Here is a 12885-nt window from a genome sequence, read left to right as displayed (position 1 = left end):
ATGAATTATTAAACTAAATTTTAGAACCATGTCTGATAAAAACACACTAACTATTGATGCATTAGATTCATCCATCAATGTGGCGACAGAAAGCAAAAAAAGTGTCGCAGCAGAAAATTATAAACTCAAATTAGCCGTAAATGCACTACTTGAAAAATCTAAATCAGGCTTTTTTGCCGGAATTGGTTTGGTTATTTTTGGAGGTTTTTGGAGCGTATTGAGTTATTTTACTCAAGACGCGCTTCCGGGACCAGTGGCTACTTTGACCGTTTTAAAAGAGATGTTAAGCGATCCGTTCTATGATTACGGGCCAAATGACAAAGGAATTGGATTGCAATTGTTTAGCTCTATCAAAACAGTACTTTCCGGATTTTTGCTGGGTTCTTTAATCGCCATTCCAATCGGGATTTTAATGGGAGCAAGCACTATTTGCAAACAAATTTTTTATCCAATCGTACAATTGCTCAAGCCGGTTTCACCGCTGGCTTGGTTTCCAATTGGCTTGGTCGTTTTCAAAGATACCGGAATGGCAACCATATTTATCGTATTCATCACGTCATTATGGTCCACGCTGATAAACACTTCTTTTGGAGTGGCGTCGATTCCGCAAGATCATAAAAATGTGGCCAAAGCTTTTGGTTTTTCCAAGATGAGATACTTGACTAAAATCTTAATTCCGTACAGTTTGCCACACATCATTACCGGATTGCGATTGAGTATCAGCGTCGCTTGGTTGGTAATTGTAGCGGGCGAAATGTTGTCCGGTGGCGCAGGAATCGGGTTTTTTGTATGGGACAGCTGGAATGCGCTAAGTCTCGAAAAAGTAATTTCGGCCATTATTATCATCGGGATTGTAGGATTGCTTTTTGACAGAATCTTCACTTTTATCGAAAATAAAGTAGCTTACAAAGCGTAGTTTTAAAATCATGAAGTTTTTCTTTTGGGCGTGCCCCTTCAGATTGCTTCGTCTGTCGCCTCGCAACTTTGGGACGTGCTGTACGTTCCCGCTTTTTTTAAGCCGAAAAAAATCGGCTCAAAAAAGAGCTCCACTGCCATCACTCACGCAAACCCGATAAACAAAGAATTCACTATAAAATAACATCGATTTTTAGAGCCAATCTTTAAATCATTAAATAAAGAAATCATGAGTTATTTAGAAATCAAAGATTTGGAAATTTCGTTTCCAACACCAAAAGGAAAATATGTAGCCGTAAGAGATATTAATCTGTCCATCAAAAAAGGGGAAATCATCTCCATCATTGGACATTCCGGTTGTGGAAAATCGACTATTATGAATGCGATAGGAGGAATGCTTACGCCAACAGGAGGGACAGTAGTATTAGATAATAAAAAAATAAAAGGACCGGGACCGGATCGCGGAATCGTATTCCAAAATTATTCGCTTTTGCCTTGGATGACCGTTGAACAAAACATTTTTCAAGCGGTAGATTCCGTTATGGATTGCTCCAAAAAAGAGAAACTGGAAATCGTAGAAAAAAACCTAAAAATGGTTAATTTATATGAGCATAAAGATAAATTACCGGGACAATTATCGGGCGGAATGAAACAAAGAGTCGCCATTGCCAGAGCCTTTGCCATCAATCCGGGCGTGTTGCTATTAGATGAACCCTTTGGCGCTTTGGATGCCTTAACCAAAGGTTCGATGCAACTAGAAGTGTTGAAATTATGGAATTTAAACAACCGAGAGAAAACCATCGTTATGATTACGCACGATATTGAAGAAGCCTTGTTTTTATCCGATCGAATTGTAGTACTGAATAACGGTCCGGCTTCCACCATCAGGGAAATCGTAGAAGTGCATTTGCCAAGACCCAGAAACAAAATCGAAATCGTAAAACTACCCGAATATATTGAGCTAAGAGATAAATTATTACACCTTTTAACGGATAAATTCTCCATCGAAGATATGGGTATGGTGTATAAAAGTTAGTTTTATTTAATTTGTTTATGGTAAGAATCCCTGTGATGTTTTGACGTTACAGGGATTTTGTTGTTGTGTATGTGTTTAATTTATGCAACATTATAGAGACGCACTGTAGAGACGCACTGCAGTGCGTCTCTACTGTCGATATGATAAATAGGTTAATTGGTTTTTTTGGTTCGTAAGTATTTTAATTAATCTAAAATACATCACAAATGCAATTAAAAAATGACCGCTAATCAGCAAATTCATCGTTGATTTCTCACATTCTTTTAAAACACAAAAACCGCAAACCCACAAACTTAAAATCTGTGAATTTGCGGTTGAATACTTTTTTTAGCTTCTACACAAGACATAAAACCGTAATAGGAAAATTAGTCTTATATCTGTGTATGAAGTAAAAACTTTCTAGAGGAATCGAAATGTAGAGACGCACTGCAGTGCGTCTCTACTGTATAATAGGGAATTAGTGTGTGAATAACAATTTCTTTAACCCAAATAACCCATTCAAAAAAGTATATTTTTATTTTTTACGTTCCATTTCTCGGGATAGCGTAGGTTGTTTTTCGTTCATGATTTTCGTTACTGTATAGTGCATCCAAATCAAACAAATAGCTGAAAAAAGCAAGATGAATATCCAAGAGCTGGACCAAATGCCGGTGGCTGTCAATAAATAACTGAAGATAATTGGTCCAAAAAAACCACCTAATCCACCAATCATTCCTACCATTCCACCTACAACGCCAACTTCTGTCGGGAAATATTCAGGAATGTGTTTGTAAACGGCAGCTTTGCCAATTCCCCAGGAAATACCAATCAGAATCACCAAGACTAAGTACACCCACATATTGGCATCAAAACGAATGTGGGTAATTCCTTTAGCAATCAATTCCTTTTTCTTTACATCTTGATTCTGACTCACAATAACTTGTTGCCATGATGTTCGAACCGGAAAAATAGAACTTTGCTGCGGTTGTATTGTCTTTTGAGCAATGGCAAAGTCAGTATCGCCAATTTTCACCTTCGAGTCAGAAATCATTGTGATTGTTCCTTTTTTGGTGGCCAAAACTCCAGGTCCCGTTGTGGTAATATCCATTTTTGGAATCATCAACAACGCGCTTAGGATTACGGAGGAACCCAATACCCAATACATCACTTTTCGAGCACCAAATTTATCTGATAAATAGCCTCCAAAAGCGCGAATCACCCCAGACGGCAAGCTGAACATGGTGGCGAATAATCCGCCCATGACAAGACTCGTTTGGTATACATTCATGAAGTTAGGCAACAACCATTGTGAATAGGCAACGAAACATCCAAAAACCAAGAAGTAATAGGCTCCAAATCGCCAAACACGCACACTTTTTAAGGATTGCAGCATTTGAGAAACAGTTTTGGTGTGGTTCTCTATTTTTTTGTTTTTAGCAAAAATTAAGAAAAATATCCCAATAACGACTAAAGCAAAACCATATATAACAGGCAATAATTTCCAACCATTTTGCGGATCTTCAATTGAAAAATGATTCAATAATGAAGGTGCCAAAAAAGTAGTTATGGCGGCTCCTGCATTTCCTATTCCGAAAATCCCCAATGCTCTACCTTGCCATTCTTTTGGATACCAAATAGAAGTATAGCCAATACCAACGGCAAAGCTTGTTCCTACCATACCAAACAAAAAGCTTAAAAGGGCAAACATAAAAAAACTATCCGCTAATGGCAGTAGAAATAAGGGAATAGAGCAGAGAAGGAGTAGTATGGAGAAGACATATTTTCCTCCAAATTTATCAGTCAAAATACCAATTGGTAATCGCATAATGGAACCCGTAAGAATCGGAATTCCCAGAAGCCATCCCACTTGTACAACGCTCCACTTGAAGATACCGTTGTCTACCAAGAAAGTGACCAAAACACCATTTAAAGTCCAACAAGCAAAACATATCGTGAATGCCAGTGTATTTAAAAACAAAATTTTATGCGATTGGGATAAAGAGTTTGAAGTTTTCATCGTACCTATATTTTTTACAAATATAAGTACTATTACTTAATTTAAATAAATTATACGTAAAAATACGTATTTATATGAATATTTTAAAATTCAATGCATTTATTTCTAAATAGCCATAATTGAATCTATATATTATGAAATCATCAAAAAAGTCGTTCTTTTTAAATATGGAGTTTGGATTGTTTTAAACAACAAATAAAGAAAATAGCATACGTATTCTTAAAAAACAAGTGTTTTTGTAATTGTACTTATATCAAGGAATACTCGTTGGCTTTATTGGAAAGTTCCATTAAATTTTTGACTTTTAATTTTTTCATCAAATTAAAACGATGCACTTCGGCAGTTCTTTTGCTGATATCTAAAGCTTCGGCAATTTCTTTGTTTCCTTTACCTGACAATAAAAGTTTAAGAATTTCTCGTTCTCTTTTTGTAATCAACTGCTCTTCGTCGGGCATTTGTTTTGATTCCTGAATAGAAGTGGAGTTGTTCAGTTGTCCAATTAATATGGATGAAATGTCCCCACTGAAATACTTTCCACCATTAGCAATAGTCTGTAATGCCTTAAGGAATTCTTCCTTGCTGGATCCTTTTAGTAAGTATCCGTCGGCTCCAGCTTTGATTGATTTTAATACGTATTCCTCTGATTCATGCATGGACAGCATAACAATTTTTACCAAATTGTTTTGACTTCGTAGTTTTTCGACAACTTCAATTCCTGTCATATTAGGCATACGAATGTCTAAAATTAATAAATCAGGTTTGCAGCTTTCTACTATTTTCAATGCTTCGAGACCGTCGGTCGCTTCGCCGACAACTTCTATATTTGCTTCGTTTTCCAATAATGATTTAATTCCGTCTCTCACAAATACATGGTCATCTGCCAATACAACTCGAATAGTATTACTCATAATTTACTTAATTTTAAAATCTAATTTTTACGTATAAAAACCTAAAAGGAAGGCTAAGATACGTAATTCTTAAAAATAAAGTCCAAATTCTAAAATTTATCTTTTAAATAGGAATGTTGAAGGTGATTCGGGTTCCTTCACCAGGAATGGAGTTAAAGAAAACACGACCATTAATATATTGTATTCTTTCTTTCATAAAAAGCAATCCCATCCCAGACTCGCTGTTTCGCTTCTTTTCTGCCGTTTCAATGTCAAAACCTTTTCCGTTATCGTCTATTGTAATGCTCAAAATAGAATTACTATGCGAAAGTTGTACGATAATATGAGAAGAATCGGCATACTTAATTGCATTGTTTATGGCTTCCTGAGTAAGTCTGTAAATATTTATTTCAATTAAAGAATCCAGACGTTTATCAAAATTAGTCTTGTTGTAAAAAAGAATATTCTTTCCCGTCAGTTTTGATAATTCTTGAGTGAGTTTTGCAAGCGCAGAGTTTATCCCGTGGTCGCTTAATTCCGGTGGCATTAGGTTGAATGTGGCGGTGCGAACACCTTTTATAATGTCTAAAGACAGTTTTTTGAGGTACTCAATTTTCTGCGCTGCTTTTTCTTTGTCGTCCAAATTAATGCTTTCCAAACTGAATTTTAATCCGGTGAGCATTTGCCCAATTCCGTCGTGGATTTCTCGTGCAATTCTGTTTTGTTCATTTTCCTGATTTTCGACAATTTTACTCGAAATAACCTTCTGCTGATTGATTTTGTCTGTTACATTTTCAGTGTTCAATCGCTCGACTTCCTGTTCTGCTTTTTTACGTTCGGTAATATCAAAACAGATAATCAATAATTCGGATTCTTCTTTTTTTATGGTTACGGGAACCATTGATAAGTCCAGCCAAATCGATTCCCCATTTCTATTGGTAATGTTGATTTCCCCTTGCCAGCCACTTCGCTGTTTTTCAGCAATAATCCGGTCAATACCGATTTGTTCTTTCTCTATTGGAGTTACGACTTGAGAGAACGTTTTGTCAGAAATAAAGGGATTGTATTGCAGTAGTTTAGAGAATTTTTCTCCAATGTGTATCAGTTTTCCATCGGGTGAAACGCGACAATAGAGCAAGGTGTTTTCCATCGCATAATTGAGTGATTTCAATTCTTTGACTGAGTTTTCTTTTATTTCACTTATGATTTCAGTATCGTGGGCGAGTTTTAAAGCCTTTTTTTCGGAGAACAAAAGTTTAAAAATAAGTGTCTCTACTTTTTTGTTGGTTGGTTTGAAAATAAAAATGAATTCCAATAGCAAAACCAAGAGTGTAAACAGTAAAATTGCATATTCTGTTTTGCTTTGCAACGTTACTTTTTCAAGGGCTTGTTTATCATATTCACCAACAATTTCATTCATTTTCGAAAGGAAAATACTTTCGTTTTCAAGAATGGTTTGAACTACTTTTTGATTCTCCTGTTCTTTTGTGTGTGATTTTTTGTTTTCTAAAAGTCGGGTTGCAGCATTAAGTATAGTATCAAAATTGGGTTTGATAGCTACAAATAATTTAGTGAGTGCGGGGCTTTTTTCTTTTGGGAAACCAAGACTGTCATTTCCTTTTTCCAACGCATTATGGTTGAATTTCCAGAGTGAGATTATTTCATTGATTCGGATAATTTCCTGCTTGCTTTTGGAAGTATCCGTTACAAAATTCAGAATCAAAATCTCCTTTGTCAATTTCTGACTCAACATTCTTTGTTTTCCGGAAATGTTGATTATTCGAGAATCGCTTCGCTGACTGTTTAGGTTGTATTGTATCAAAAGCTGGCTCAATAGTACTGTTATTGCAATCGTCAATAAGGCGAATAAATACAGTCGCCTTAAATTTTTGAATGAAACGGTATCTATGGATGTTGCAGCTTTGTTTTTCATAAAGAAATCGAATTACAATCCTAGAGCCTCTTTTATCAATTGAAAGTTTGTAGTGCTGAAGTTGATTTTTAGTGCTTCCTGATGTCCTTTTTCAGACATTTTATTCCAAGTTTTCAGAATGATATTTTTCAGTTTTTCCCTGTCGTGTTTGTGCACAAATGCGTCTAAATAATATTCTAGAAATACCAGGCAAATTACGTCTTCGAGGAGTTGCGTTTCGGTATCTTTTTTGAGTAATTTTTTTTCGATTAAAAAAGAAACCCGTGCAATAAATTCTTCGGAATATCCAGCTTTTTCTAAAATTGCTGCCGTAGTTTTAGCGTGGAATTTTTTCAAATCTTCGCGCCATTTCAAATACCCCACACGGTCCATTGGGTAGGATTCTCTGGCTACTTTCCATCGGCAAATGTGTTGTGCCTTGGATGCAATCTGAACGGTTTCGGATGCATTTGGATAAAAATCCATAAGCCTTTCGTACATTCGGTTAGAATACAATAGCTCCTTTGGATGAGAAACAGATTGGTAGATTTCGTGATTTGGATCTTGTGCATTTTCTGCATCAATCCAAGCGCTGGCGTTTTGGAATGGAGTTGTCGTCATTTGAAAAGTTAAAAATCAAAGATACATAATTATTCCAAAAAGCCTACGAAGACCTCATTTTCAACAATTTTTACCGGATAAGTGGCAATTTTTAAATCATCTCCATTCAAATTTGATCCATCGACAAGAGAAAATGTTTTCTTGTGCATTGGACAGGCAATTTTAGGAATATCATCAGCGGAACCAATCATTCCTCTGGAAAGTACCATTTCCATTTTGTGGGGACATAAGTTTTGGCAGGCGTACCATTCGTTTCTTCTGTCGAATTTTATAATAGCGATTTGTTTGTTTTTGTATTTAATACAACCACCGCCATTGCTGGGAAAATCAGCTATTTTCCCTGCCTTGAACCATACTTTTACTTCGTCTGAGTTTACGGTTTCGTATTGATTTAGAATGTTTTCCATTTGAATAATCTTTTAATTTTCACCTTGGCCCCCTCTCCAAAGGAGAGGAATCAAAGGCTAAAAACAGTTAATTAGTTGTGTATTATGTAGTAGTCGTTTTATTTTAAAATGTCAGATTACCAAGGTTTTGGCATTTTTTGATCTCTAAGAGAAACAAAAGCAATGTTGTCGTCCGCTTCATCAGAATTAGTGAAATGGCTAAAACGTTTCATCATTTCAGGATCCTCAATGGCTTGTTTCCATTCGCATTCGAAAGTATCTACCAAGCCTTGCATTTCGGTTTCTAATGCTTCTACAATTCCTAGGCTGTCATTGATTACTACTTCTTTTAGATAATCTAATCCGCCTTCCAGTTTTTCCAGCCAAGTAGAAGTTCGCACTAATGGACCCGCTGTACGGATGTAAAACATCAAGAAACGATCTAAGTATTTGATACAAGTCTCTCTGTCAATTTGTTCGGCCAATAATACGGCATGTTTAGGATTTGCACCACCGTTACCGCAGATGTATAAGTTCCAGCCACCTTCAACTGCGATTAATCCGAAATCTTTTCCTCTTGCTTCGGCGCATTCGCGAATACAAGCAGAAACGCCTCCTTTTATTTTATGAGGAGAGCGAAGTCCTTTGTATCTGTTCTCTAATTCGATAGCAAAACCGGCACTTTCATCCATTCCGTAGCGACACCAAGCGTTACCCACACAGCTTTTTACAGTACGCAGTGATTTTCCGTACGCGTGACCGCTTTCAAAACCATTGTCAATTAGAATTTTCCAAATTTTAGGTAAATCATTGAGTTGCGCCCCAAATAAATCGATCCGTTGCCCTCCGGTAATTTTGGTGTACAAATTGTATTCTTTGGCCACTTCACCGATAACGATAAGTTTGTCGGCAGTTATTTCTCCACCTGCAATTCTTGGTACTACTGAATAGGTTCCGTTGCGTTGAATATTTGCCAAGAATCTATCATTTGAATCTTGTGCAGTAACGTGTTTGTTAGCAGTGTCATTATAAATACTGGAAAATATGGAAGAGATAAGGGGTTTGCAAACCTCACATCCATCTCCTTTTCCTACAACGCCTAAGACTTCGTCGTGACTGGTAAATTTGTTGATTTTTATAATGTCGTATAATTCTTGTCTGTTGTATGCAAAATGTTCGCAAATCACATCTTTGACTTCTTTTCCTAATGATTTTTGAGTTGCTTTTACAAGATCAACAACCATTGGTTTGCATCCGCCACAACCCGTTGTTGCTTTAGTGTGTTTTACTACATCTCCAAAAGTAGCGCAAGTTTCATCAACGATAGAGCAGCAAATAGCGCCTTTCGTCACATTTTCGCAAGAGCAGATTACGGCAGTATCCGGTAAATCCATTGCACTTCCAAAAGAAGCTGCTTCGCCACCTCTCGAACCAAGAATCAAATCTTCCGGGTTTTTAGGTAACGGCATGGCATTGCTGTAAATTTGGAATAATGCATTGTAATCACTGGAATCGCCTACTAAAATTCCGCCCAATAAGGTTTTGGAATCTTTAGTAACATTGATTCTTTTATAAATTCCGCTTAATTTATTTTCGTAAACAATGGCGGTCACTTCTTCATTTTCTATAAATGGATCTCCAAAACTCGCCACTTCAACGCCAATTAATTTTAATTGTGTCGACATGTCGATGGTGTCTCTCATCGTTTTTGCTCCTTTCAGTATTTGTTCAGCGGCAACATCGGCCATTTCATATCCAGGGGCTACAAGACCATAAATCATATGATTGTAAAGTGCCACTTCGCCTATCGCATAGATGTATGGATCTGAAGATTGCATTTGGTTGTTTACTACAATTCCTCCTCGTACTCCCACTTCCAGTCCGGAAACCCTTCCTAATTCATCTCGTGGTTTTATCCCTGCAGAAATTACCAGCATGTCTACTTTAAGTAAATCATCTCCTTCAAACATCATTCCTGTGATAGCATGCTCTCCAGCAATATATTGTGTTGATTTGTTAAGATGAATGCTAATATTAAGTTCTTCGATTTTTGATTGTAGCATGTCACTGGCGCCTTTATCCAATTGTCTAGGCATTAATCGAGGAGCAAATTCGACTACGTGAGGATTTAATCCTAAGTCGTATACTGCTTTAGCGGCTTCTAATCCTAATAATCCACCACCCAGAACGGCAGCTTCGGTAGCGCCATTTCGTTTTATTTTTTTGGCGTAAGCCATAATTGCATCCAGATCTTCAATGGTTCTGTATACAAAAACGCCTTCTTTTTCCACTCCTTCAATAGGTGGCACAAAAGCGGCTGAACCTGTTGCTAAAACTAAGTAGTCGTAAGTATGGGTTTTTTCTAAATGGGTATGTATTGTTTTTTGTTCTCTATTAATATCAGTAATTAATTCAGAGGTGTTTAGGATGATATTATTCTCTTCATACCAATTTGATGTTGATAATGATAAGTCGTCAGCGCTTTTACCTGCAAAGTATTCACTTAGGTGAACTCTATCGTAAGCGCGTCTTGGTTCTTCTCCAAATACGGTGATTTGGTATTCTTCATGTCCTGATTTCGCAATGAATTTTTCGCAAAATTTGTAACCTACCATGCCGTTTCCGACTACTATTACTTTAATCATAATCTAATTAATTAAGTATTATTACGCAAATATAAGTATTAATACTTATATTTAAATACTTAATTTAAATTTTTTTTATTCTAAGTAATTTTAAAAAAGGAGATTGAGGGAGTTTTTGTCTTATTATTCTTTTAAATAATTAGAACATTAGGAATGGTTTCAGCTTTTGGCAGAATTTTAAAAGCGTTATATTTTGTGGGAAATGAGTTGGAGATGTTTAATGCTGGTAGCTAAAAGGAGTACCTGGTTGGGAATTGTCTAAAAACAAAAAACCCGAATATTTCTATTCGGGTTTTGTGGTACCTCCAGGGATCGAACCAGGGACACATGGATTTTCAGTCCATTGCTCTACCATCTGAGCTAAGGTACCTCGCTATTGCGGGTGCAAATATAGAATGATTTTTAGTTTATCCAAAACATTTTTTAAAAAAAATCAATTCGTACCTTCGCAACATCAAAAACCAAATTATGATTTTAGTTGTCGATGTTGGAAATACCAGAATTAAAGCGGCTGTCTTTGAGGATGCTACCCTTTTTGAAATTTTTGTTTTTTCTAAAATAGAACTTCAAAAAAATATTGAAAATATTTTAAAAAAATTCGAAAAAATAACTGATTTGATCGTTTCGTCTGTTGGAGATGTCGAAAAACAGTCTTTTTTAGCCTATAACAATGTATTGAATGTGCATTTTCTATCCCATGAAGATCCTTTTCCGTTCCTGAATCGTTATGCGACTCCTAAAACTTTGGGAATTGACCGAATGGTTCTTGCAGCAGGAGCCACGCTTCAGTTTCCAAATCAGAATCGATTGGTTATTGATGCAGGAACGTGTGTTACGTATGATTTTATTGATGAAGAAAATAATTATTTGGGTGGAGCCATCGCGCCAGGATTGCGATTGCGCTACGAAGCCTTGCATAATTTTACGGCCAAACTTCCTTTGTTATCATTAGAAAGTCCAAAAGATTTCATTGGAACATCCACTTCTGAATCGATTCATTCTGGTGTGGTTAACGGTTTCGTCTATGAGATTGACGGTTTTATCGATGAATATAAAGCAAGGTATTCAAATTTTATAATAATTTTAACGGGTGGCGACACAGATTTTTTGGCTAAACGATTAAAAAATACCATATTTGCCAATTCAAATTTTCTTCTGGAGAGTTTGAATCAAACATTTCAATATAAAATCAAAAATGATTAAAAAAATTATAATAAGCGCATGTTTGCTTTTATCATTAGTGTCTTTTGCTCAAGAAGGAACATCTTCTCCATATTCTTTTTACGGAATTGGGGATGTAAGGTTCAAAGGAACGCTTGAAAACCGCTCTATGGCAGGAGTGGCTGTTGAGCAGGATAGTATACACATGAACTTACAAAATCCAGCCAGTTACGCAAATCTTAAATTAACTACGTTTACTTTAGGAGGAACTTACGGGACTACAACTTTAAAAAACAATACTGAATCAGCTAATGCCAGAAGAACTACTTTGGATTATTTAGCAGTTGGTTTGCCTTTGGGTAAGTTTGGTTTTGGTTTTGGATTGATTCCATATTCTTCTGTTGGGTATAAAATTGAATCTATTTCAGAAAGTGCCACAGAAAACAACAAGCGTTTTAATGGTACAGGTGGTTTGAATAAAGCTTTTTTTGGTGTTGGATATAAAATCGCTCCAAATTTTAACATTGGTGCCGATGTGAATTATAACTTTGGAAAAATTGAAACCAATAACCTAGAATTTATTACTGGAGTTCCTATTGGGACACGCGAATTGAATTCAGCAGATTTATCAGGAGTGAATTTTAATCTTGGAATGATGTATCAAACCAAGATTTACAAAAAAATATCTGTTTTCAGTAGTTTGACTTATTCTTTGGAAAGTACTTTAACATCTAAAAACACTAGAAATATTTCGACAGTAATCTATAATTCAAATTTTGATTTGGCTGTTGTTGATGCTCTTGATGATGTAAAAACTGAAGCAAGTATAACATTGCCAAGTAAAATATCGTTAAGCGCAGGGATTGGAGAGGCTAAAAAATGGCTTGTTGGCGGTAAGATTTCTTACGGTAAAACTTCGGGGCAGGCTAATGAATACAATGATGCAGCTAATGTAGGTTATGGGAAATATGGCAGCGTGAGTTTAGGAGGGTATTATATTCCTAATTACAATTCGTTTTCTAGTTATACAAAAAGAATTGTTTACAGAGCTGGTCTTAAATATGAAAAAACAGGATTGGTTATCAACTCTGAATCTATAAATGATATGGGAGTTACTTTTGGTTTAGGACTTCCTATAACGGGTAGTTTCTCAAATGTGAATTTTGGTTTCGAATTAGGGAAAAAAGGAACTACAAAAGCAAATCTTGTTCAGGAGAACTATGCAAACTTAAGTGTGAGTTTTTCACTTAATGACAAATGGTTTGAAAAACGAAAATTCAACTAATAACAAGAATAGGTAGTAGTACCAAATATCTTGGTCAAGTT

General features: G+C 36.0%; 10 protein-coding genes and 1 tRNA gene. 4 read left to right on the top strand and 7 right to left on the bottom strand.

Annotated features, from left to right (window positions below; all coding sequences use genetic code 11):
* Window positions 1-28: 28 nt before the first annotated feature.
* Window positions 29-916, top strand: coding sequence for a nitrate ABC transporter permease (ntrB, locus tag QLS97_RS00590; RefSeq protein WP_282713758.1), 888 nt, complete (start codon window positions 29-31; stop codon window positions 914-916).
* A gap of 228 nt (window positions 917-1144) precedes the next feature.
* Entirely contained in the window at window positions 1145-1951 is an 807-nt protein-coding gene (locus tag QLS97_RS00585; RefSeq protein ID WP_282713757.1) for an ABC transporter ATP-binding protein, read from the top strand.
* 514 nt (window positions 1952-2465) lie between these two features.
* Here the strand turns inward: QLS97_RS00585 and QLS97_RS00580 are convergent.
* The 7 genes from QLS97_RS00580 to QLS97_RS00550 form a co-directional block, all read right to left on the bottom strand.
* On the bottom strand, window positions 2466-3947 hold the full coding sequence (locus tag QLS97_RS00580; RefSeq protein WP_282713756.1) for an MFS transporter: 1482 nt from the start codon (window positions 3945-3947) through the stop codon (window positions 2466-2468).
* Between the two features lie 248 nt (window positions 3948-4195).
* The gene (locus QLS97_RS00575; protein ID WP_282713755.1) at window positions 4196-4855 is read right to left on the bottom strand and encodes a response regulator; all 660 of its coding nucleotides are present in this window, start codon (window positions 4853-4855) and stop codon (window positions 4196-4198) included.
* 103 nt (window positions 4856-4958) lie between these two features.
* Complete coding sequence (locus QLS97_RS00570; RefSeq protein ID WP_282713754.1) at window positions 4959-6767, bottom strand: sensor histidine kinase; 1809 nt, start codon at window positions 6765-6767, stop codon at window positions 4959-4961.
* 12 nt (window positions 6768-6779) lie between these two features.
* Complete coding sequence (locus tag QLS97_RS00565; protein ID WP_282713753.1) at window positions 6780-7367, bottom strand: DUF4202 domain-containing protein; 588 nt, start codon at window positions 7365-7367, stop codon at window positions 6780-6782.
* A gap of 29 nt (window positions 7368-7396) precedes the next feature.
* A complete protein-coding gene (gene nirD, locus QLS97_RS00560; protein WP_282713752.1) occupies window positions 7397-7774 on the bottom strand; it encodes a nitrite reductase small subunit NirD in 378 nt (125 codons plus the stop codon).
* A gap of 116 nt (window positions 7775-7890) precedes the next feature.
* Entirely contained in the window at window positions 7891-10398 is a 2508-nt protein-coding gene (gene nirB / locus QLS97_RS00555) for a nitrite reductase large subunit NirB (protein ID WP_282713751.1), read from the bottom strand.
* Window positions 10399-10695: 297 nt separating this feature from the next.
* Window positions 10696-10768, bottom strand: a tRNA-Phe gene (locus QLS97_RS00550).
* A 98-nt stretch (window positions 10769-10866) separates the two neighbouring features.
* Here QLS97_RS00550 and QLS97_RS00545 point away from each other — a divergent pair.
* Window positions 10867-11601, top strand: coding sequence for a type III pantothenate kinase (locus QLS97_RS00545; RefSeq protein ID WP_121340845.1), 735 nt, complete (start codon window positions 10867-10869; stop codon window positions 11599-11601).
* Window positions 11594-12844 (top strand): BamG family beta-barrel-assembly machinery protein, encoded by a 1251-nt coding sequence (bamG, locus tag QLS97_RS00540; RefSeq protein WP_282713750.1) that lies wholly within the window; start codon window positions 11594-11596, stop codon window positions 12842-12844. Before QLS97_RS00545 ends, bamG begins: the two co-directional genes overlap by 8 nt.
* Window positions 12845-12885: the final 41 nt, after the last annotated feature.

The organism is Flavobacterium yafengii, assembly GCF_030010375.1.
Taxonomy (GTDB): domain Bacteria; phylum Bacteroidota; class Bacteroidia; order Flavobacteriales; family Flavobacteriaceae; genus Flavobacterium; species Flavobacterium yafengii.
Note: the sequence above shows the minus strand (reverse complement) of the source record. Positions and strands in the feature narration are given on the sequence as shown.

What these genes read in the sequence shown, in the direction of transcription:
- QLS97_RS00565 (WP_282713753.1), bottom strand. Translation starts at nt 7,367, where the DNA reads ATGACGACAACTCCATTCCAAAACGCCAGCGCTTGGATTGATGCAGAA.
- QLS97_RS00585 (WP_282713757.1), top strand. Translation starts at nt 1,145, where the DNA reads ATGAGTTATTTAGAAATCAAAGATTTGGAAATTTCGTTTCCAACACCA.
- QLS97_RS00575 (WP_282713755.1), bottom strand. Translation starts at nt 4,855, where the DNA reads ATGAGTAATACTATTCGAGTTGTATTGGCAGATGACCATGTATTTGTG.
- QLS97_RS00570 (WP_282713754.1), bottom strand. Translation starts at nt 6,767, where the DNA reads ATGAAAAACAAAGCTGCAACATCCATAGATACCGTTTCATTCAAAAAT.
- QLS97_RS00580 (WP_282713756.1), bottom strand. Translation starts at nt 3,947, where the DNA reads ATGAAAACTTCAAACTCTTTATCCCAATCGCATAAAATTTTGTTTTTA.
- nirD (WP_282713752.1), bottom strand. Translation starts at nt 7,774, where the DNA reads ATGGAAAACATTCTAAATCAATACGAAACCGTAAACTCAGACGAAGTA.
- QLS97_RS00545 (WP_121340845.1), top strand. Translation starts at nt 10,867, where the DNA reads ATGATTTTAGTTGTCGATGTTGGAAATACCAGAATTAAAGCGGCTGTC.
- ntrB (WP_282713758.1), top strand. Translation starts at nt 29, where the DNA reads ATGTCTGATAAAAACACACTAACTATTGATGCATTAGATTCATCCATC.
- bamG (WP_282713750.1), top strand. Translation starts at nt 11,594, where the DNA reads ATGATTAAAAAAATTATAATAAGCGCATGTTTGCTTTTATCATTAGTG.
- nirB (WP_282713751.1), bottom strand. Translation starts at nt 10,398, where the DNA reads ATGATTAAAGTAATAGTAGTCGGAAACGGCATGGTAGGTTACAAATTT.